The sequence below is a fragment of the Stenotrophomonas sp. SXG-1 genome (assembly GCF_014083965.1).
GTDB classification, from domain to species: Bacteria; Pseudomonadota; Gammaproteobacteria; order Xanthomonadales; family Xanthomonadaceae; genus Stenotrophomonas; species Stenotrophomonas geniculata.
Map to the genome: position 1 here is coordinate 520,660 of NZ_CP046588.1, position 20,287 is coordinate 540,946.

The window sequence follows — 20,287 nt, forward strand, 5'->3', positions numbered from 1 at the left end:
CCCGGTTCAACCGAAGGTGAAGGCATAGGCCTGCACGCCCGCGTCGAGGAACTCGATCTCGAAGCGGTGCGGACCGACCGTGCCGCGTTGGCGCACCAGCTGGTACAGGCGGTGCTCGTTGACCACACCGCTGCCATCGGCACCGACATCGCTGCCGGCATCGGCAGCCGGCAGCGGCTTGCCGTCCAACAACACGCGGAAGCGCACCGGCTTTCCTTCCTGGGTCGGCGCCAGCACCAGGTGCAGGTCGCGCGCATGGAACTGGAAGGCGATGCGGCCACCGGCCTGCTGCAACTGCGCAGCCTCGTCGGTGACGGTCCAGCGCCCCGACAGTCCCCACTGGTTCAACGCCAGGGTGGCCGGCAAGGTGTAGTCGAATGCCGCATCGTTGCGCTGCCCGCCGGGCGAGGCGAACTGCTCGGCGCGGGCGTGGCCCAGATAGGTTTCCGGTGAGCGCAGATTGCCCATGTCGGCCTGCGCGGCCACGCCCTTCAGGTCGGCGGCAGCGGGATCGGCCGGTGGTGGCAGATTCGTCTGTCCGGCTTCGGTCAGCAGTCGACGGATCATCTGTTCCGAGCGCGCGTAGTTGCCTTCGCCGAACTGGTGGCCGCGGATGTTGCCCTGCGCGTCGACGAAGTACTGCGCCGGCCAGTAGCGGTTGTTGAACGCACGCCAGATCGTGTACTGGTTGTCGAGCGCTACCGGGTACTCGACCTTGAGTTGCTGCACGGCCTTCATCACATTGCGCGGGTCACGTTCGAAGGCGAACTCCGGCGTGTGCACGCCGACCACCACCAGGCCGTGGTCACGGTAGCGGCGTTCCCATTCGTGCACGAACGGCATCGCGCGCAGGCAGTTGATGCAGGAGTACGTCCAGAAATCGACCAGTACCACCTTGCCGCGCAGCTGCTGGGCCGTCAGCGGTGGGCTGTTGAGCCAGCCGGTGGCGCCGTCCAGCGCGGGCAGGGTGCCTTCCACCGGCAGCGGTGCATCGGCTGCGGCGTTGGCACCGGCCATCATCATCATCGGCGGTGCCGCCGGCTGCGCGCCGGGTACCGCATCCAGCAGGCCCTGCTCGATGCGTGCGGTGCTGACCGTCGAAAGACGGGTGAGCAGGCCGGTATCCCAGCCCATGCCGATCGCCACCACCGCCAGCAGCGCGGCTACGCCCAGCACCTTGCGTAGTGCGTCGCCGAGGCCAAGCCGCGCCTGCAGCGCACGGAACACACGACCGCCCACCCACACCGCCAGTGCCAGCGCGGTGATCGCGCCCAGCGCATACGCCAGCAGCAGGGTGCTGGTGCCGACGCTGGCACCGTGCAGGGCGGCGCCGGTCAGCACCAGACCGAGGATCGGTCCGGCGCACGGTGCCCACAGCAGGCCAGTGGCGATGCCGATCAGCAGCGAGGTCCACGCGCCGCCACGCCCGGCGGCATCGGCCGCATCGGCGCGCGCGCTCAGCCGTGCGCCCACCCGCTGGAACGGTGCCAGCAGATGGTCGGCCAGTCGTGGCCACAGCAGGGCGACTGCGAACAACGCCATCAGCAGCAGGGCGATCCAGCGTCCAACCTGGTTGGCCTGCGCCACCCATTGGCTGCCCACGGCGGCGAGGCTGGCGACCACGGTGAAGGTCAGTGCCATGCCCAGCAGCAACGGCAGCGTGCTGCGCAGGAACGGGCGGTCGGCACGCGCGAACACGAACGGCAGCACCGGCAGGATGCAGGGGCTGAGCAGGGTCAGCGCGCCCCCGAGGTAGGCAAGCAGCAACAGCAGCATCGTCAGGCTCCGGAAGCAGGGGAAGAACCGACCGGCACCCGCCAGCCGTCGGCGGTGCCATCCGTGGCGCCGGGAACGAACACCATCGCCGCACCGTTCATGCAGTAGCGCAGCCCGGTCGGGCGCGGACCATCGTTGAACACATGGCCGAGGTGGCCGCCACAGCGGCGGCAGTGCACCTCCACCCGCAGCATCCCGAAGGTGACGTCCCGGTCTTCGCCGATGGCGTTGTGCAGCGGCGCCCAGAAGCTGGGCCAGCCGGTGCCGCTCTCGAACTTGGTGGACGAGGAGAACAGCGGCAGCGCACAACCGGCGCAGGCGAAGGTGCCCTGGCGGTGTTCCTTGTTGAGCGGGCTGCTGTAGGGGCGCTCGGTGGCCTGCTGGCGCAGTACGGCGTACTGCGCCGGGGTCAGCTGCCGGCGCCACTGTGCATCGCTGTGCATGACCTCGAACTGTCGCGACGGGCGCGCTTCGGCGGCCGCCGGGGCGGCGCGGCTGCAGGCCCCCAGGCCGAACAGGCCGGCGGCGGTGGCAACACCGCCCAGGCCCAGCAGATGGCGGCGGGACAGGGACATGGCGTACTCCGGGAAGGGGCGACGGGGCCATGCTGCGCCCGCCCGGGTCAACGAATCCTCACGCAGGATTCAATTTTTCGTGAGGTATCGGCGGCCGTCCCGCGCCACAATGCAGCCAGCCTCCCCACTGGCCCCGAGCTGCCGATGTCGACCAAACGCGTGCTGATCGTTGAAGACGATGCCCACATCGCCGACCTGCTGCGCATGCATCTGGGCGATGAGGGTTACGACGTCGCCCATGCCGCCAGTGGCGATGCCGGCCTGCGCCTGCTTGAGCAGGATGGTCCGTGGGATGCGCTGGTGCTGGACGTGATGCTGCCCGGCGTGGACGGCCTGCAGGTCTGCCAGCGTGCACGCGCGATGGCGCGCTATGTGCCGATCATCATCATCAGCGCGCGCGGCAGCGAAACGCAGCGCATCGTTGGCCTGGAACTGGGCGCGGACGACTACCTGGCCAAGCCCTTCTCGATGCCGGAACTGGTGGCACGGGTGCGCGCATTGCTGCGCCGCGCCGAGGCGATGGCGCAGAGCGCACGCATCGATGCCGGCGCGATCGAGCTGGGTGGGCTGCAGCTGGACCCGGTTGCACGCACCGCCTCGGTGGACGGCAACGCGCTGGAGCTGACCCCGCGCGAGTTCGACCTGCTGCTGTTCTTCGCCCGCCATCCAGACCAGGTGTTCGCACGCATGGAACTGCTCAACCAGGTCTGGGGCTACCAGCACGATGGCTACGAACACACGGTCAATACCCACATCAACCGACTGCGCAGCAAGATCGAGCCCGATCCGGCGAATCCGCGGCGGCTGCTGACGGTGTGGGGGCGCGGCTACAAGCTGGTCGACCCGGCCGGGGCGGCGGCATGATCAAGCCGAACCTGTGGCAGAAGCTGGCAGCGGTGATCGCCGCGCTGATGCTGATGTGCTGCATGGCGCTGCTGGCACTGCAGATGCGTGCCAACACCCGCCACGAGCAGGAGGTGGTGCAGCGGCTGTCGCTGGGCCTGGCCGAGCACATCGCCCAGCGCAGCGAGCTGATGGATACCAGCGGCATGCGCGACGCCGCGGTGCGCGCGCTGTTCGGCCAGTTGATGGCGGTCAACCCCAGCGTCGAGGTCTACCTGCTGGACGACCAGGGCCGCATCCTCGGCCACGATGCGCCCAGTGGGCACCTGGTGCGCAACCGGGTGGACGTGGCGCCACTGCGCCGCCTGCTGGCCGGTGCGCCGTTGCCGATCCTGGGCGATGACCCGCGCAGTGCGGATGGGCGCAAGGTGTTCAGTGCAGCACCGCTGATCGTGCAGGGCCGGCAGGCCGGCTATGTGTACGTGGTGCTGGTCGGCGAGCACCGGCAGATGCTGGCCGACGATCTTGCCGCCGGCAGCCAGTGGAACACCACCTGGTGGTCGGTGGTGCTGGTCGGCAGCCTGGGCCTGCTGGCCGGGCTGGTGGCGTTCTACTGGGTGACCCGCCCGCTGCGACGGCTGACCCGGCGCATCCAGGCGTTCGACATCGACGCACCCACGCCATTGCCGCCGCCGGAGCCGCTGCGCCCCGGCGAGCGCGACGAACTGGTGATCCTGGAGCACGCGCACGCACAGATGGCGCAGCGGCTGGGAGAGCAATGGCAGCAGCTGCGCCAGCAGGACCTGCAGCGCCGCGAGCTGGTCGCCAACATCTCGCACGACCTGCGTACGCCGTTGTCGTCACTGCACGGCTATCTGGAAACGCTGGCATTGAAGGACGCCACGCTGTCGCCGGATGAGCGCCGCCGCTACCTCGGTATCGCGCTGGCGCAGAGTGCCAAGGTTGGCCGGCTGGCACGTGCGCTGTTCGAGCTGGCGCGGCTGGAACATGGCGAAGTGCGCCTGGAGTGGGAAGTGTTCGCGCTGCCGGAACTGCTGCAGGACGTACTGCAGAAGTTCGAGCTGGCCGCGCAGGCGCGCAACCAGCGCCTGCACGCCGGGTTCCCGCCGGGCCTGCCGCTGGTGCGTGCCGATCTGGGCCTGGTCGAGCGGGTGCTGACCAACCTGCTCGACAACGCGTTGCGGCATGCGCCGGAGGGTGGCCGGATCGAGGTGTGCCTGCGCGCGACGCCGGACAGCGTTGAGGTGAGTGTTGCCGACGACGGCCCCGGCGTAGCCCCCGCGCTGCGTGCGCAGCTGTTCCAGGCGCCGGCCGCGCTGGGCGCACGACGCGGTGACAACGGTGGCCTCGGCTTGCTGATCGTGCAGCGCATCGTGCAGCTGCATGGGCGCCGGATCGAGCTGCGCGACAGCGAGCGGGGTGCGCTGTTCGTGTTTGCCTTGCCGCGCGCGGAACCGGCGGTCTAGCAGGTCGTCTCGCTCTCCACGGCACCGCCGCTTTCCAGTGGCAGGTGCAGGCGGATGCAGGCACCGCCCAGTTCGGAGTCGATCACTTCAACGTGGCCGCCATGCTTGTCGGCCACCACCTGCACCAGCGCCAGGCCGAGGCCGAAACCGGGGCTGCCCGGATCCAACCGCACATAGGGTTGCAGCACCTGGCCGCGCAGTTCGAGCGCGATGCCGGGGCCGTCGTCCTCCACCTGCAGGCACAGCCAGCCATCGTTGACGGTGCTGGCGATGCGGATCTGCCGCCGCGCGTAGCGCAGGGCATTGCCGAGCAGGTTGCGCAACGCCAGTTCCAGCATGTGCCGGTTGACGTTGACCAGCCCTGCCGGCGACAGCGCCTGCTGCACGGGCATCGGCAGCGGCGCGAACTGGGCCACCACGCCGCGCACCAGTGCCGCCAGCTGCAGGCGCTGGCGGGTCAGCTGGTGACAGCGACCGAGTGCGGCGTACTCGACGCCGGCGTCGGTGAGGTGCTGCAGCCGATCGACATCGGTGCGCAGGCCGCCCAGCGCATCGCGCTGTATCTCGTCCAGCGCAGTGTCCTCCAGGTCGGCCAGGCCGAAGCGCATCCGTGCCAGCGGCGTGCGGACCTCGTGTGCCACCGCCTGGGCCAGCACGCGCTGGCTTTCCAGCAGCTGCTGCAGCTGCTCGGCCATGTGATTGAAGGCATTGGCCAGCGGCCGCACCAGCGCGGTGCCGGCGCGTGGCGCGCGCGTGTCCAGCTGGCCGTCGCGCATCTGCCGGGCGGCCTGGGCCAGCTGCGAGACGTCGCGCCACAGGCGGTAGACCATCACGTACATCGGCAGCGCCACGGCCACCATCAGGATCAGCAGCAGGATCGCCACGCCGGACACTTCGCTGTCCTGCCACCCCTCATCGGGCAGTGCTTCGTCCAGTGGCCCCAGCATCACGGCATAGTCGCTGTCACCGATCCGCTGCAGGCTGCGCATGTGTTCGAGGTCGATCTGCACCCGGCCGTTGTTGAGCGGCGGTCGCTGGCTGGCCGACAGCTCCTTTTCCGCCTCGGCCAGCGGCACCATCCGCAGGGCATAGGCGAAGTCGGCGTCGAGCCCGCGTGCCAGCGCCGGCCATTGCTCGCGCGGTGTTTCCGCGAAGCGTTGCTGCAGCAGCGCATGGGTGCCACGCATCTCGGCCAGCAGGCTGGCTTCGGTGCGGTCTTCCAGCAGCGCATCCCAGGCCCACAGGCCCAGCACGATCAGCAGCAGGTGGGCGACCAGGAAGCCGATGCCGTAGCGCAGGAAGTGGAAGGCGTGGCCGCGCATCGCCGAAGGCGTGCGCTTCATCCCCATGCCGAGCGGCTGAACAGGTAGCCGCGTCCACGCACGGTCTTGATCCGCTCCGGTTGTTCAGGGTTGTCGCCCAGCTTGCGGCGCAGGCGCGAGATGCGTGCATCGATCGAACGGTCCAGGCCATCAAAGGCGATGCCACGCAGGCCGCGCAGCAGTGCATCGCGGTCCAGGATCTGGCCGGCGTTGCTGGCCAGCAGGAACAGCAGGTCGAACTCGGCCGTGGTCAGCTCCAGCAGGCCGCCCTGCAGGTGCACATTGCGGGTGGACGGGTCGATGTTCAGCTCGCCGAAGCGCAGGCTGCCGTCGCGCGGTTCGACCCGGCGATGGCGGCGCAGGTGCGCACGCAGGCGGGCCAGCAGCACCCGCGGTTCGATGGGTTTGCCGATGTAGTCGTCGGCCCCCAGCTCCAGTCCCAGCACCTGGTCGATGTTATCGGTGCGGGCGGTCAGCACACAGATGATGCCGTCATAGTGGGGCCGGATCTGCCGACACACTTCGAAACCATCCTGGTCGGGCAGGCCGACATCGAGCAGGACCAGGGCCGGCTTCTCGGCCAGGATCCGGGCCACCGCGCGCTCACCACTGCGCTCATGGGCCACCTGGTAGCCATGCCGCTGCAGATAGTCGCTGACCATCGTACCCAGGCGGGCATCGTCTTCGACCAGTACGATATCCAGCATTTTCAAGGCCTCCGTGGGGCATCCGTACCGCCACGGCACGAGCGCGGCGATGCTATCCCAGCCTTCGGGCCACCCGGGTCCAGGGGGCGGGCGCCATTCAGCCGGGGTTGCTGGCGCGCGGGCCGGGCCTCAGGCCTGGCAACAACTTGGCGTCCAGCATAGCTTGTTGCCGTTACAAAACGTTACCTTCGTGATACGTCTGGTGACCATCGCTGACAGCAAAGCGACTGACGCGGGGCAGGTGCGGCGCCGAGCATGGAGTCTCCTCCGCTCCGCGTGCCGTTCCCATGTCGCCCGCCGCCCCCTGCCTGCTGAACCCGTCCCGCCGCTGCCGCTGCGGAGGTGCCCGATGAGCGGCGTGGTCGGCGCCTGGCTGCCTGCCGCCGAGGACGAACAGCTGCTGCAGCAGCTGGCGCCGATGCTGCGCGCCCTGCAGCAGCGCGGCCGGGGCCGCATCGGCTACTGGACCGACGCCGAGGCCGGCCTCGCGCTGGGCCACTGCCGGGCACCCACCGATACGCCGTTGCAGCCGCTGAGCTCGGACTGCGGCCGTTACGTGCTGTGCCTGGACGGCCGGCTGTACAACCGTGGCGACCTGCAGGCGCAGCTGCGCGATCTGCCGCGCAGCTGCAGCGATGCCCGGCTGCTGCTGCAGGCGATCGTTGAATGGGGCGTGGAGCGCGCGCTGTCGCGTGTCGAAGGCGCCTTCGGTTTCAGCGTATGGGACCGTGAGTCGCGCGCGTTGTGGTTGGCGCGTGATCCGGTCGGTGAGCGGCCGCTGTACTACGGCTGGTTCCAGGGCCAGTTCCTGTTCGCCTCGGAAATGAAGGCGCTGCAGGCCTTCGCCGGCTTCGCGCCGAGCATCGACCAGGATGCGCTGAGCCTGCTGCTGCGCCACGACTATGTGCCGGCGCCGCACACCATCTACCGGGGCATCCACAAGCTGGTGGCAGGCGCGATGCTGCGCGTCGATCTGGATGACCACGCTGCCGGCGGTTCCAGCCAGGCGACGGAAGGGGGGACGCGCTACTGGTGTGCACGCGATGCGATGCAGCGTGCGCTGCAGGAGCCCCTGCAGCCGACGCCGAGCCTGGAACAGGCCACCGACCAGCTGGAAGCCGTACTGCAGAAGGCCATTGCCGCACGCATGCATTCGCCATTGGCGTGTGGCGCGTTCCTGTCCGGCGGCACCGACTCGTCGCTGGTGACCGCGATGATGCAGGCCCAATCGACCTTGCCGATCGAGGCGTGGACGGTCGGTTTCGACGATCCCGGCCATGACGAAAGCGATTGGGCCTCGCAGGTCGCGCGCCATCTGGGCGTGCAGCATCATCTGCACCGGATGGATGCGCGGCAGGGCCTGGACCTGCTGCAGCGGCTGCCGCAGGTCTGGTGCGAGCCGTTCGCTGATGCCTCGCAGCTGCCGACCCTGCTGGCCAGTGAACTGCTGGGTGCGCGCAAGCCGGTGGCGCTGACCGGTGACGGCGGCGATGAGCTGTTCTTCGGTCACCCGAGCTATGGCCGCGCGCTGCGCAATGCACGCCTGTGCGGTGGCCTGCCGGACTGGGTGCGCGACCTGGCACGGCGCAGCGGCAACCGCATGAACGTGGAGCGTGGCCGCCTCGGCGGTTGGCGTGCGCTGGTGGCCGAGGTCGCTGCCAACGATGTGGAAGGGCATTACCTGCAGCGGGTCACCCGCTGGCGCCAGCCGGCGCAGGTGGTGCTGGGCGCGCGCGAACCGATCACGATCTTCCAGCAGCAGGACACTGCGCTGCCGGCCGAGGCGCGTATCCAGCTGCTGGATTTCCGCATGGACCTGGCCGAGGGCATTCTCGCCAAGGTCGATCGTGCCGGCATGGCAGCGGGCGTTGAAACGCGTGCGCCGCTGCTGGACATGGAGGTGGTGCGCTTGGCCTGGCGCCTGCCGCAGCATCTGAAGTACCACGACGGCGAGCACAAGCGGATTCTCAAGCACCTGCTGGCACGCTACCTGCCCGAGCCGCTGGTGTACCGCCCCAAGCGCGGTTTCGGTCCGCCGATGGCACGTTGGTTGGCAGGCCCGCTGCGCGATTGGGCGGAGGCGTTGCTGGATCCGCAGCTGCTGCGCAACCAGGGCTGCTTCGATGCGGCGCGCGTGCGCGGTATCTGGGAAGCGTTCCTGCGCGGCGAGCGCAAGTGGCACACGCACCTGTGGAACGTGCTGATGTTCCAGGCGTGGCACCAGCACTGGCACGGTGGTCGCGGGCGCTGAGGTTCCTTTGCGGTGTGTTCTGCGTGGCGTGTGGCGGATTCGTTCTGCGTGGCGCAGGGCGGAGACCCTTGCGTACGAATGTCCTCCGGCGCCGGCCGTTGGCCGTCACCTCCCCCCTTACTTCGTACGCAAGGGCCTCCGCCCTGCGTTCGGAGTTCGTCGGTGCCTCATTGAGAAGTTGCCATGAGCACTGAGCTTTAGCTGCCGTAAGCCGAGCCTCGTCGGGGCGGGCAGGGGCCTGGGCAAAGTAAAGGAGGAGGTGACGGCCAACGGCCGGCGCCGGGGGACATTTGCCCAGGCCCCTGCCCGCCCCGACGGGGCCCATCAGCTCGCAGGAAATCCAGACGAGGAAGCGCTCTTGAATCCAGACAACGGGCAAAAAAAGACCCGGCAGAGGGAGGGATCTGCCGGGTCCGGATTGCGTGGGGGGAGGGACCCACGCAATGAGCGTTGCGTCGCGTCAGTGGTTGTTCGCGTCCGCCGTTGATTCGTTGTAGCCCTGTGCCAGTTCGGACCAGGCCTTGCTGGCCTGCAGGCCGAGCCCGACCATGTCCTGCTGGGCCTGACCCAGCCGCTGCAGGTTGTCCTGCCACAGTTGCGCGCCCTTGGAGAGCGTACCGGCCGCGTCTTCACTGCGGGCCAGTTCGCCCAGCCAACCGCTGGTCGCGGTCAGGTTGCGCTCCATTACCTTCAGCTGCACGCCGAACATGCTTTCCGCGTTCTCCAACGCCAACCGGTTCGCGCGCGTTGCCGCGGCGGCGAGCTGGCGGGTGGCATCACTGAAGCGATCGCTGAAGGCGGCGGCCATGGGGCATCAGGAAGTGGCTTGATGCATTGCAGCATACGCCCTTGATGCCGCATTGCAACAAAAATAACAAAGGCGCCCAAGGCGCCTTTGAAAAACCTTTCAGATCAATGGGTTGATCAGGTCTCGGGGCCGCGGTAGCGGCAGCCCGACGTGCAGGTTTCGTGCACGGTGATCTCGCTCAGCGCTGGCAGGCTGGGCTTGAGCTCGTTCCAGATCCACACCGCCAGGTTCTCGCTGGTCGGATTCTCCAGGCCGGGGATGTCATTGAGATAGTGATGGTCCAGGCGGTCGTAGATCGGCTGGAAGGCCGCCTTCACGTCGCCGAAGTCCATGATCCAGCCGGTCTGCGCACCCGGCTCGCCCTCGACCTTCAGTTCCACCCGGAACGAGTGGCCGTGCAGGCGCGCGCACTTGTGCCCCGGCGGCACGTTGGGGAGGCGGTGCGCCGCCTCGAGCATGAAGACTTTGAAGATTTCCATGGCGCGATTGTACGCCGCAGGTGGCCGGCCATCCTGAGCGGATGTTGGCCTTTCGTGAAGTAACTCTTTCCATCCGGATGAAGAGATGATAGCTTCTCTTATATCCGTATGAAGAGATGTTATTGGCCGGACCCCGGCCAGGCATGGACTACTGCGGAACTTCGTCGTCCTTACCACCTCCCCACATCGTCATGCCCAAGCACACCCTGCTCGTGGCGGCCCTGGCCGTCGCTCTGGCCGCGCCTTTGCCTGCCGCCGCCGAAACCTCCGCCGACGCCAGTGGCGAAGCCAGCACCCTGGCCGCCGTGCGCGTCACCGGCTCCAACATCAAGCGTACCGATACCGAAGCCTCCAACCCGGTGCAGGTGATCGGCCGCCAGCAGCTGGAACAGACCGGCAAGGCCACCGTGGCCGATGTGCTGCGTTCGATCTCGGCCAACACCGGCAACGCCAGCAACGAAACCACCAACAACGGCTGGGCCTCCGGCTCGGCCGGCATCGGCCTGCGCGGCCTGTCGCAGAAGAACACGCTGGTGCTGCTCAACGGCCGCCGCCTGGCCAACTATGGCTTCCCGGCCGGCGGCCTGTCCGACACCTTCGTCGATCTCAACGCGCTGCCGCTGGTGGCCGTCGAGCGCATCGAAGTGCTCAAGGACGGCGCCTCGGCGGTGTACGGCTCCGATGCCGTGGCCGGCGTGGTCAACATCATCACCCGGCAGAACTTCGAAGGCGCCGAGATCGGCGGCAGCTTCGGCGGTGCCGACCAGGGCGGCCTGCACGAGCAGAACCTGAAGTTCGTCGGCGGCCTGGGTGATCTCGACACCGATGGCTACAACATCCTCTTCAGCCTGCAGGGGTACAACCGTGAGCGCCTGGACCAGGACGAACGCAACCTGACCAGGAGCGGCATCTACACCGACAAGCCGGGTGGCCGCTGGAACGGCTGGTCGGCCAAGGGGGCGCGCTACTTGGTCAACGGCGTGTCGGTACCGATGCTCGACGCCAACGGCAACTGCCCGGCCGGCACCACCCGCGTTGCCAGCGCGCCGATTGATGGCCTGTCCGGTGACACCTGCGGCTTCAACCAGGCGCCGTTCACCACGCTGATCCCCTCGACCAAGCGTTACCAGGCCTATGCCAACGGCACCTTCCGCCTGAACGACAACGTCGAGGCCTTCGGCGAAGTGCTGTACAGCCAGATCAAGAGCGCCGCGTGGTTCGGCAGCAGCCCGTTCTTCACCCTGGAGAGCGGCCGCTTCGCACTGAACGCCAACAGCGGCCTGGCCGAGCCGGTGTCGTCGCTGCTGCCGGCCAACAATCCGTACAACCCGTACGGCCGTGCGATCCCGATCGAGTACACGTTCTTCGACCTTGGCGGCACCATCAAGACCAACCGATCCACGGCCTATCGCGGCGTGTTCGGCCTGCGCGGCACCACCGCCAACTGGGACTGGGAAGTGGCTGCATTCGGTGCGCGCAGCAGCGAACGCGAGAGCGTGTCCGGCGGCTTCGCCAACCGCTGGGCGCTGGCCGATGCGCTGGCCACGGGCAGCTACAACCTGCTCAACCCGGCGGCGACGCCGCAGTCGGTGCGCGACTCGATCAACATCGCCACGCTGCGTCCGGCCGAATCCAAGCTGCAGGGCATCGATGCAAAGATTTCCGGCAGCCTGGGCCACACCTGGGCCGGCGAGATCGGCTTCGCTGCCGGTGCCGAGTGGCGCCGCGAGAAGCTTGATTCCAACAACCCATGGCAGATCGATGCCGGCCTGCAGGTGCGCCCGGCCATCGCCGAAGTGCACGGCAAGCGCCAGGTCAGTGCGGCCTATGCCGAAGTGAACGTGCCGCTGGCGTCGACGCTGGAGCTGTCCGCCGCCGCGCGTGCCGACCATTACGATGATTTCGGCGATGCCTTCTCGCCGAAGATCGGCCTGCGCTGGCAGCCGCTGGACTTCCTGCTGGTACGTGCATCGGCCTCGAAGGGCTTCCGTGCGCCGTCGCTGTCGGAGAACTCCAACAGCACCAGCATCGCCTACGGCAGCGTGGTCGACCCGCGTGATCCGGACGTGCCGGGCTCGCGGCAGAACCCGACCTTCTTCACCGTTGGCAACAACGCGCTGAAGCCCGAGCGCACCAGGAGCGTGAACTTCGGCGTGGTGCTGTCGCCGTGGGCCAACACCAACCTGAGCGTGGACTACTACCGCATCCAGCTGGACAACCTGGTCGGCACCAACAACACCCAGACCCTGGTCAACGACAACGTGGCCGGCGCGGTGCAGCGCGATGAACGCGGCAAGCTGCAGGCGGTCTACAACCGCTACCAGAACCTGAGTGAGCTGAAGACCTCGGGCATCGACGTCGAGCTGCGCCAGCGCATCCCGACCGCAGCACTGGGTGACTTCACCGTGTCCTCGGCCTACACCCACGTGCGCGACTACCGCCGCCCGACCGTGGTCGGCGGCCCGCTGGTGGATTACGCCGGCAGCAACCTGGGCGCGACCCTGCCCAAGGACAAGGCCACCACCACGCTGGACTGGAAGTACGGTGATTTCAACGCCGCCGTGACCTGGTACTACACCAGCAGCTACCGCCAGGAAGCCAGCACCGCCGCCAAGGCCGTGCAGCAGCGCGTCGGCAGCTACAGCCAGTACGACCTGTACCTGGCCTACACCGGCATCGACAAGCTGACCGTGTACGCAAAAGTCCAGAACCTGGCCGACAAGACGCCGCCGTACGACGCCTCGTTCCCGGGCATCCGCGCGCCGTACGACTTCAGCCAGTACGACCTGCGTGGCCGCTACTTCACGCTGGGCTTCGATTACCGCTTCTGATCCATCCGCCGCGGCCGGTCACCTGAAGGGACCGGCCGCGCGACTGTCTGCCGTTGTGTTCCAGGGGAGTCACCGTGTCCTTGCATCGCCGTGCCGTTCTTCCGTTGCTGCTTGCCGCCGCCACCGCACTGTCCTCGCCGCAGCCGGTGCAGGCACAGAGCGCGTACTTCTTTCCGCAGGTCACCGACGCAGCGGCGTTCGATGCAGCGGTGCCCACGCCGGAGCAGTTCCTCGGCTACCCGATCGGCAGCCGTTACACCCGGCACGACCAGCTGGTGGCGTACTTCCAGGAACTGGCGAAGCGTTCCGACAAAATCAGCGTGCGCGAGATCGGTCGCAGCTATGAGGGCCGCCCGCTGCTGATCGCCACCGTCACTGCTGCAGGCAATCATGCGCGGCTGGAGCAGATCCGCCAGCAGCACGCGACCCTGGCCGATCCGGCGCAGCCGCGCAGCGCCGCCGGTGACAGCCCGGTGGTGGTATGGCTGGGCTACAGCGTGCACGGCAATGAGACGTCCAGTGCCGAAGCGGCGATGCTGACCGCTTACTACCTGGTGGCCAACCGCAGCGCGGAAACCCAGCAGTGGCTGCAGCAGGCGGTGGTGCTGTACGACCCGGCGCAGAACCCGGACGGCCGTGATCGTGCCGCCAACTGGCACAACGCCTGGGCCTCCGACCCGGCCTCGGCCGACCCGGCCGACAAGGAGCACGTCGAGCCGTTTCCGCAGGGCCGCACCAATCACTACTTCACCGATCTTAACCGCGACTGGCTGGCCCTGACCCAGCAGGACTCGCGGCCGAAGGTGGAGGTGTTCCACCAGTGGTACCCGAACGTGCAGATCGACTTCCACGAAATGGGCAAGGACAGCACCTACTACTTCGAGCCTTCGCCGAAGAGCATGCACAGCCCGCTGATTCCGGCGGCATCGTATGAATTCAACAAGACCCTGGCCACGTACCACGCGCAGGCGCTGGATGCCTTGGGTTCGCTGTACTACACCGGCGAGAATTTCGACAATTTTTCGCCGGTGTACGGCTCCACCTACCCGGACTTCCATGGCGCTGTCGGCGTTACCGTCGAGCAGGCCAGCTCGCGCGGTCGCGTGCAGGAATCGGTGAATGGCCTGCTGACCTTCCCGTTCACCATCCGCAACCAGGTCGCCACCGGTCTGGGCACGGTGCGCGGCGCGGTGACCGAACGCAACGGCCTGTTCGACCTGCAGAAGCAGTTCTTCCAGAGCGCGTTGAAGCAGGCTGCGCAGCAGCCGGTGAAGAGCTTCGTGTTCGGCGACGCGCATGACCCGGCACTGACCCGTCGCCTGCTGGAGCTGTTGCTGTTGCATCGCATCGAGGTGCGCGCGCTGGATCGTGCAGTTACTGTCGATGGGCAGCGCTTCGATGCCGGCAGCGCCTACGTGGTGCCGGTGCAGCAGGCGCAGTTCCGCCTGGTGCATTCGATCTTTGCCGAAACGCCGCCGATCAAGGGGGATGTGTTCTACGGCAGCACCAGCTATGCGATCGCACCGGCCTACGGTGTGGCCTTCGCCGGCAGCCGCAGTCGTATCGAAGGTGGCGCCCGCGTGGCCGCGCTGCCGGAGGAGCAGGGCGCGGTCTTGGGTGGCCAGGCCGGCTTCGCCTATGTCATCGACTGGCGCGACTACAACGCCGGGCGTGCGCTGGCGGTGCTGCAGGCCAAAGGTTTGAGCACACGCGCAACGTTCCAGCCATTTACCGCTTCGACTGCACAGGGCGAGGCCGATTTCGCCGCTGGCAGCATCGTTGTTCCGGTGGCCGGGCAACCGCTGCAGGGCGCGGCGCTGCTGGATGCGGTGAGTGCTGCTGCACGCGATGCCGGCGTACGCGTACATGCGTTGTCCAGCGGCCGCAGCCGCGAAGGCATCGACCTCGGCAGTGATGGCGTCAAGGCGCTGCGCAAGCCAGCGGTGGCACTGGTGATGGGCGAGGGCGTGGCCGCCACCGAGATCGGCTCGGCCTGGTTCCTGCTCGACCAGCAGCTGCACCTGCCGGCCAGCAAGCTGGATCCGCAGCAGCTGGGCAAGGTGCCGCTGGACCGCTACACCACGATTGTGTTGTCCGGCGGTACCTATACGGGCGTCGATGCCACGGCAGTGGCTGCACTGAAGCGCTGGGTGCAGGCCGGTGGTTCGCTGGTGACCTACGGCAGTGCCTCGAAGTGGGCGATCGAGCAGAAGCTCGCCGACGGCGAAAAGCTCGGCAAGGAAGAAGAGGCTGCTGATGCAAGCCGCCGCGCGTTTGGCGACCAGCGCGACATCGCTGCGATCGAGCGGGTGAGCGGCAACATCCTCAGTGCCGATGTTGATACCAGCCATCCGCTGGCGTTCGGCGTGCCGCGCCGGCAGCTGGCGATCAACAAGGAGAACACGGTGACGCTGCAGCCGAGCACGAATCCGTTCTCGACGGTGGTGCGCATTGATACGCCACCGTGGGTGAATGGTTACCTGTCCGAGCGCAACCGTACGCGGGTGGCGGGCAGTGCATGGTTGCTGGTGTCGGCGCAGGGGCAGGGTAACGTTGTGCTGTTTGCCGATGATCCGGCGCACCGCAAGTACTGGCACGGGACGGACCGGCTGCTGATCAACGCGATCTTCTTCGGGAATCTGGTGAATCCGAGTAAAGCGCGGGGTTGAGACGTTTGGCGCCGAGTCGTTGTTGTGCTTGGGAGGCAGGGGGCCTCAGCCAGGACACGCCGTGAACCCATCCATGGGGGCTCGATGGCGCCATCCTTGGCGCCAACGGTCCTGGCTGAGGCCCCCTGCCTCCCATGACAGTTTCCTGCGGGCGCGGACGCATCAGACCCCAAGGCGGGAGCAAGGGCAAAAGCAAAGGCAAAGGCAAAGGCAAAGCTAGGAATTGCGGCTTCGGCTTTTGACTTTGAATTTGAATTTGAATTTGATCTTTCTTCTCCCGGCTACCCGGCGGGAGAAGAAGGCGCGGGCAATGCTTGAAGCGGATGGGCGTGGGGCCAGCGCAAAACCGTGAGGCGCATGGATGCGCCGACCGAGCCCCCATGGATGGGTTTACGGCGTGTTTTGCGCTGGCCCCACGCCCATCCGCCCTCAGCGCAGCACACCGCCGGCTTCTACTCACGGTAGCCAGCAACAAAAAAGGACGGCGCGTCAGCGCCGTCCCTCGATAGCCCCCCGCGCAGCGGGAAGCACCCTCCATGTCAGCTGGGATCAGCCAGCGCGACCACCGCCGCCACCCTGGCCACGACCACGGCCACCACCATTGCCACCACCGCCACGGCGCTGGCCCTGGCCGGCACCGGCACGCTGCTGGCCATTGCCACCGCCCTCGCGACGGCCGCCTCCGGCCTTCTTCGGGCCGGCATGCGCATGGCGCGGCGCATCGCCGTGCGGACGGCGCGCGTGGCTCTTGCGCGGTGCGCGCTCGCCCGTATCGTGCTCGGCCTTGCCCGGTGCGCTGTTGCCCCAGCGGATCGGCGTCTGCAGCTCGAAGCCCGGCACGTCGCGGATGTCCATGTCGCGGCCCAGCAGGCGAGTGATCGCACGCAGCAGCTTCACTTCGTCCTGCGCCACCAGCGAGATCGCCTGGCCGGTGGCACCGTTACGGCCGGTACGGCCGATGCGGTGCACGTAGTCCTCGGCCACCATCGGCAGATCGAAGTTGATCACCTTCGGCAGCTCGTTGATGTCGATGCCGCGCGCGGCGATGTCGGTGGCCACCAGCACGGTCACGCGACCGGCCTTGAAGTCACCCAGTGCACGCAGGCGCTGGCCCTGGCTCTTGTTGCCATGGATCGCCGCGGTCTTGATGCCGGACTTTTCCAGGAACGTGGCCAGCTTGTCGCTGCCGTGCTTGGTACGTGCGAAGACCAGGGTCTGCTCGCGGCTGTCCTGCGCCAGCAGGTGCAGCAGCAAGTCGCGCTTGCGGCTGCCATCGACCGGGTGCACGCGGTGGGTGATGGTCTCGGCCACGGTGTTCTTCGGCGTCACCTGGATCTGTTCCGGGTTGCGCATGAACTCCAGCGCCAGCTGGCGGATGTTGTCCTCGAAGGTGGCCGAGAACAGCAGGGTCTGGCGGTTCTGCTTCGGCAGCTTGGCCAGGATGCGCTTGATCGACGGCAGGAAGCCCATGTCGAGCATGCGGTCGGCTTCGTCCAGCACCAGCAGTTCAATGCCGGACAGATCGATGCTGCGACGCTCCAGGTGGTCGATCAGGCGGCCCGGGCAGGCCACCAGCAGGTCCACGCCACGGCGCAGGATGTCCAGCTGGTTGCCCATGCCGACGCCGCCGTAGATGCAGGCGCTGGGGATGCGCAGGTACTTGCTGTAGCCGCGCAGGCTGTCGTGCACCTGGGTGGCCAGCTCGCGGGTCGGGGCCAGGATCAGCGCGCGCGGCTTGCGCGGGCCACTGCGCACTTCCTGCGAGGCGGTGCCCAGGTGCTGCAGCAGCGGCAGGCCGAAGGCGGCGGTCTTGCCGGTGCCGGTCTGTGCGCCGGCCAGCAGGTCGCGACCGGCCAGCGCCAGCGGGATCGCCTGCTGCTGGATCGGGGTCGGGTTTTCGTAGCCCTGCTCGGCAAGCGCACGCAGCAGGAAGGGCGCCAGGCCCAGCGATTCAAAAGACATTGAGATTGCTCCAAGTACAAGAAACGCCTGTCCAAACGGACAGACGGGGGCAGATCAAACTGATCGGCTGACTCGGAGCGTTCCCGTGAACCGCGCTGCGAGAATTGGGTGCAGCCGGCACGAAGCGCAGGCTGGAATGCGTGACGAACGGCGTCGGAGTGGGGGCGGGCGAAGAGGGCGGACCCTGGTCGCCGGCGATCCCGGAGGGAAACGGACGGCCGCTGCAGACCCCGCAAGTCTAAACGATGTTTGAGACTTCACGCAAAAAGGCCTGTTCAGGTAAGGGGCTCTCTGCAGGGCTGCGCCCTGCACCCGCAGACGCCCGAGCCAAGGCCAGAGCAACGTCAGAAGCCGGGTTCCTGCGGGTAGGCGGGGTGGGTCCGGTGGCAGGGGACGCTGCAAGTACGTCCATGTAAGCTCGGTCGCCGCATCCATGCGGCTCACGCCCCTGCAGCCGGACCCACCCCGCCTTCGACGGTTTTCCGCGATCTGTCGGATCTCATTCGATCAATTTCGATGTCTGAAGGATCTCGACGGTGAATGATGTGGATGTTCGATCCGTCATCGGGAAATTGTCGGGGGTGGGGCGGTGTGGGTGGGCAGGACCGTTGGCGCCATGGATGGCGCCATCGAGCCCCCAGGGACGGGTTTACGGCGTGTCCTGCCCACCCACACCGCCCCACCCAACTCACAGGAAACCAGAGCCGCTTTGGCATTTGACGTAGCCCTGGCTTGACGCAGGTGCAGGGCTGCAAGCCCTGCCGACCCCCCACTACGGTAGGGTGGACCGATGCCGCGCTGCAGCTTGGCGCCGCCGCAGATTTGATTACACTTGAAACTTGTTTGCCCACGACTCCGGACACCCACCCATGAAGCTTGGTTCTTTGAAGGAAGGCGGCCGCGACGGCACCCTGATCGTCGTCTCGCGCGACCTGCGCCACGGCGTGCGCGCCACCGGCATTGCCGCCACCCTGCAGCAGGCCCTGGAAGACTGGAGCCACATCGCGCCGCGCCTGAACGCCCTGTATGAATCGCTCAACGCCGGCGACGCCGATGGCGTGTTCGACCTTGACCCGCAGGCACTGGCCGCGCCGATGCCGCGCGCCTATGAGTTCGTCGATGGCAGCGCGTACCTGCCGCACGTCGAACGCGTGCGCCGTGCCCGTGGCGCCGAGGTGCCGGAGAGCTTCTACACCGATCCGCTGATGTACCAGGCCACCAGTGCCGGCTTCCACGGCCCGCGCGATGCGGTCAAGGTGGTCAGCGAGGACTACGGCATCGACCTGGAAGCGGAGATCGTGGTGATCACCGACGACGTGCCGATGGCCGCCACCCCGGAGCAGGCGGCGGGCCATATCCAGCTGGTCGGCCTGGTCAACGATGTCTCGCTGCGCAACCTGATCCCGGGCGAGCTGGCCAAAGGCTTCGGCTTCCTGCAGTCCAAGCCGCGTTCGGCGCTGTCGCCGGTGTTCGTCACCCCGGATGAGCTGGGTGCGGCCTGGCAGGACAGCAAGGTGCACCTGCCGCTGCTGACCCACATCAACGGTAAGTGGTTCGGTGCGCCGGAAGCGGGCGTGGACATGCAGTTCAACTTCGCCGAGCTGGTCGCGCATGCGGCCAAGACCCGTCCGCTGGGCGCCGGCACCATCGTCGGCTCGGGCACCATCGCCAACGAAGACACCAGCAAGGGTGCATCGTGCTTCGCCGAGCAGCGCGTGGTGGAAACCCTGCGCGACGGCAAGCCGAGCACACCGTTCATGTCCTTCGGCGACGTGGTCCGCATCGAGATGCTTGATGCCGCGGGCAACAGCATCTTCGGCGCGATCGAGCAGCGCATCGAACAGGCGGCCAAGCCCTGAGCATGGAGGCGGCGATGGAGATCCTGGTTGACGACGGCCCGGTCGACGACGGCATCGTGCTGTACACCTACTGGCGATCCAGCGCCGCCTACCGCGTGCGCATCGGCCTGGAGCTGAAGGGCCTGGCCTGGGAGGCCCGGCCTGTGCACCTGGTCCGCGAGGGCGGCGAACAACACCTCGACGCCTATCGCACGCTCAATCCACAGCAGCTGGTGCCGACGCTGCTGCATGACGGTCAAGTGCTGACCCAGTCACTGGCGATCGTGGAATACCTGGATGAGTGCTTCCCGCAGGTACCGCTGCTGCCGGCCGACGCCGCCGGCCGCGCGCGGGTGCGGGCGCTGGCCCAGCTGGTGGCCTGCGATATCCATCCGATCAACAACCTGCGGGTGATGCAGTACCTGGAGCGCGACCTGCAGTTGCCGGCCGACGTCCGCGCGCAGTGGACCCTGCACTGGATGGCCGAAGGTTTCCAGGCCATGGAAACGCTGCTGGCCAACAGCGGTGACACAGGCACGTTCTGCCACGGCGATCGTCCGGGCCTGGCCGACCTCTGCCTGCTGCCGCAGCTCTACAACGCACACCGCTTCGGCCTGGACCTGACGCCGTACCCGACCCTGCGCCGCATCGAAGCGGCCTGCCAGGCGCTGGACGCCTTCGACCGCGCCCGCCCGGAAAACCAGCCCGACGCCGCCTGACGGGCCGCTTCGCTCGCCGG

The 20,287-nt window shown here is 67.6% G+C and carries 14 protein-coding genes; 7 read left to right on the forward strand and 7 right to left on the reverse strand.

The window, feature by feature from the left end; genetic code table 11:
- Positions 1-6 precede the first annotated feature (6 nt).
- Both GOC52_RS02380 and msrB read right to left on the reverse strand, forming a co-directional pair.
- A complete protein-coding gene (locus tag GOC52_RS02380) occupies positions 7-1,776 on the reverse strand; it encodes a cytochrome c biogenesis protein DipZ (protein WP_049480792.1) in 1,770 nt (589 codons plus the stop codon).
- A gap of 2 nt (positions 1,777-1,778) precedes the next feature.
- Positions 1,779-2,351 carry a peptide-methionine (R)-S-oxide reductase MsrB gene (gene msrB, locus GOC52_RS02385; RefSeq protein ID WP_057503809.1) on the reverse strand — a complete coding sequence of 191 codons (573 nt, stop codon included), beginning with the start codon at positions 2,349-2,351 and terminating at the stop codon, positions 1,779-1,781.
- A 144-nt stretch (positions 2,352-2,495) separates the two neighbouring features.
- On the opposite strand from msrB, the gene GOC52_RS02390 reads away from it, so the two are divergent.
- Positions 2,496-3,215, forward strand: coding sequence for a response regulator transcription factor (locus tag GOC52_RS02390; protein WP_014035866.1), 720 nt, complete (start codon positions 2,496-2,498; stop codon positions 3,213-3,215).
- Complete coding sequence (locus GOC52_RS02395; RefSeq protein WP_019338004.1) at positions 3,212-4,681, forward strand: sensor histidine kinase; 1,470 nt, start codon at positions 3,212-3,214, stop codon at positions 4,679-4,681. The genes GOC52_RS02390 and GOC52_RS02395 overlap by 4 nt, the downstream gene beginning before the upstream one ends.
- On the opposite strand, the gene GOC52_RS02400 is transcribed toward GOC52_RS02395, so the two are convergent.
- Together GOC52_RS02400 and GOC52_RS02405 are read right to left on the reverse strand one after the other, a co-directional pair.
- Positions 4,678-6,024, reverse strand: coding sequence for an ATP-binding protein (locus tag GOC52_RS02400; RefSeq protein WP_191850596.1), 1,347 nt, complete (start codon positions 6,022-6,024; stop codon positions 4,678-4,680). The genes GOC52_RS02395 and GOC52_RS02400 overlap by 4 nt on opposite strands.
- Positions 6,021-6,710, reverse strand: a complete 690-nt coding sequence (locus GOC52_RS02405; protein ID WP_010484092.1) for a winged helix-turn-helix domain-containing protein — start codon at positions 6,708-6,710, stop codon at positions 6,021-6,023. Before GOC52_RS02405 ends, GOC52_RS02400 begins: the two co-directional genes overlap by 4 nt.
- A 349-nt stretch (positions 6,711-7,059) precedes the next feature.
- On the opposite strand from GOC52_RS02405, the gene asnB reads away from it, so the two are divergent.
- A complete protein-coding gene (gene asnB, locus GOC52_RS02410; protein ID WP_099560184.1) occupies positions 7,060-8,961 on the forward strand; it encodes an asparagine synthase (glutamine-hydrolyzing) in 1,902 nt (633 codons plus the stop codon).
- 460 nt (positions 8,962-9,421) lie between these two features.
- Here asnB and GOC52_RS02415 read toward each other — a convergent pair whose 3' ends face one another.
- Both GOC52_RS02415 and queD read right to left on the reverse strand, forming a co-directional pair.
- Positions 9,422-9,769, reverse strand: a complete 348-nt coding sequence (locus tag GOC52_RS02415; protein ID WP_019338007.1) for a phasin family protein — start codon at positions 9,767-9,769, stop codon at positions 9,422-9,424.
- A gap of 116 nt (positions 9,770-9,885) precedes the next feature.
- Entirely contained in the window at positions 9,886-10,248 is a 363-nt protein-coding gene (gene queD / locus GOC52_RS02420; protein ID WP_057503810.1) for a 6-carboxytetrahydropterin synthase QueD, read from the reverse strand.
- 191 nt (positions 10,249-10,439) lie between these two features.
- Between queD and GOC52_RS02425 the strand changes: the two genes are divergently transcribed.
- Together GOC52_RS02425 and GOC52_RS02430 are read left to right on the forward strand one after the other, a co-directional pair.
- Positions 10,440-13,079 (forward strand): TonB-dependent receptor, encoded by a 2,640-nt coding sequence (locus GOC52_RS02425; protein WP_099560182.1) that lies wholly within the window; start codon positions 10,440-10,442, stop codon positions 13,077-13,079.
- 74 nt (positions 13,080-13,153) lie between these two features.
- Positions 13,154-15,748 (forward strand): M14 family zinc carboxypeptidase, encoded by a 2,595-nt coding sequence (locus GOC52_RS02430; protein ID WP_191850599.1) that lies wholly within the window; start codon positions 13,154-13,156, stop codon positions 15,746-15,748.
- Positions 15,749-16,297: 549 nt separating this feature from the next.
- Here GOC52_RS02430 and GOC52_RS02435 read toward each other — a convergent pair.
- Positions 16,298-17,710 carry a DEAD/DEAH box helicase gene (locus GOC52_RS02435; protein WP_049410488.1) on the reverse strand — a complete coding sequence of 471 codons (1,413 nt, stop codon included), beginning with the start codon at positions 17,708-17,710 and terminating at the stop codon, positions 16,298-16,300.
- 869 nt (positions 17,711-18,579) lie between these two features.
- On the opposite strand from GOC52_RS02435, the gene GOC52_RS02440 reads away from it, so the two are divergent.
- Together GOC52_RS02440 and maiA are read left to right on the forward strand one after the other, a co-directional pair.
- Entirely contained in the window at positions 18,580-19,569 is a 990-nt protein-coding gene (locus GOC52_RS02440; RefSeq protein WP_043398812.1) for a fumarylacetoacetate hydrolase family protein, read from the forward strand.
- A 14-nt stretch (positions 19,570-19,583) separates the two neighbouring features.
- Positions 19,584-20,267: a maleylacetoacetate isomerase gene (maiA, locus tag GOC52_RS02445; RefSeq protein WP_071306564.1), complete on the forward strand. Its 684-nt coding sequence runs from the start codon at positions 19,584-19,586 to the stop codon at positions 20,265-20,267.
- The last annotated feature ends 20 nt before the right edge of the window (positions 20,268-20,287 follow it).

Bases quoted from the DNA above. Each gene is read 5' to 3' on its own strand.
- GOC52_RS02415 (WP_019338007.1), bottom strand. From the start codon at position 9,769: ATGGCCGCCGCCTTCAGCGATCGCTTCAGTGATGCCACCCGCCAGCTC.
- queD (WP_057503810.1), bottom strand. From the start codon at position 10,248: ATGGAAATCTTCAAAGTCTTCATGCTCGAGGCGGCGCACCGCCTCCCC.
- maiA (WP_071306564.1), top strand. From the start codon at position 19,584: ATGGAGATCCTGGTTGACGACGGCCCGGTCGACGACGGCATCGTGCTG.
- msrB (WP_057503809.1), bottom strand. From the start codon at position 2,351: ATGTCCCTGTCCCGCCGCCATCTGCTGGGCCTGGGCGGTGTTGCCACC.
- GOC52_RS02405 (WP_010484092.1), bottom strand. From the start codon at position 6,710: ATGCTGGATATCGTACTGGTCGAAGACGATGCCCGCCTGGGTACGATG.
- asnB (WP_099560184.1), top strand. From the start codon at position 7,060: ATGAGCGGCGTGGTCGGCGCCTGGCTGCCTGCCGCCGAGGACGAACAG.
- GOC52_RS02395 (WP_019338004.1), top strand. From the start codon at position 3,212: ATGATCAAGCCGAACCTGTGGCAGAAGCTGGCAGCGGTGATCGCCGCG.
- GOC52_RS02400 (WP_191850596.1), bottom strand. From the start codon at position 6,024: ATGAAGCGCACGCCTTCGGCGATGCGCGGCCACGCCTTCCACTTCCTG.
- GOC52_RS02390 (WP_014035866.1), top strand. From the start codon at position 2,496: ATGTCGACCAAACGCGTGCTGATCGTTGAAGACGATGCCCACATCGCC.
- GOC52_RS02435 (WP_049410488.1), bottom strand. From the start codon at position 17,710: ATGTCTTTTGAATCGCTGGGCCTGGCGCCCTTCCTGCTGCGTGCGCTT.
- GOC52_RS02425 (WP_099560182.1), top strand. From the start codon at position 10,440: ATGCCCAAGCACACCCTGCTCGTGGCGGCCCTGGCCGTCGCTCTGGCC.
- GOC52_RS02440 (WP_043398812.1), top strand. From the start codon at position 18,580: ATGAAGCTTGGTTCTTTGAAGGAAGGCGGCCGCGACGGCACCCTGATC.
- GOC52_RS02380 (WP_049480792.1), bottom strand. From the start codon at position 1,776: ATGCTGCTGTTGCTGCTTGCCTACCTCGGGGGCGCGCTGACCCTGCTC.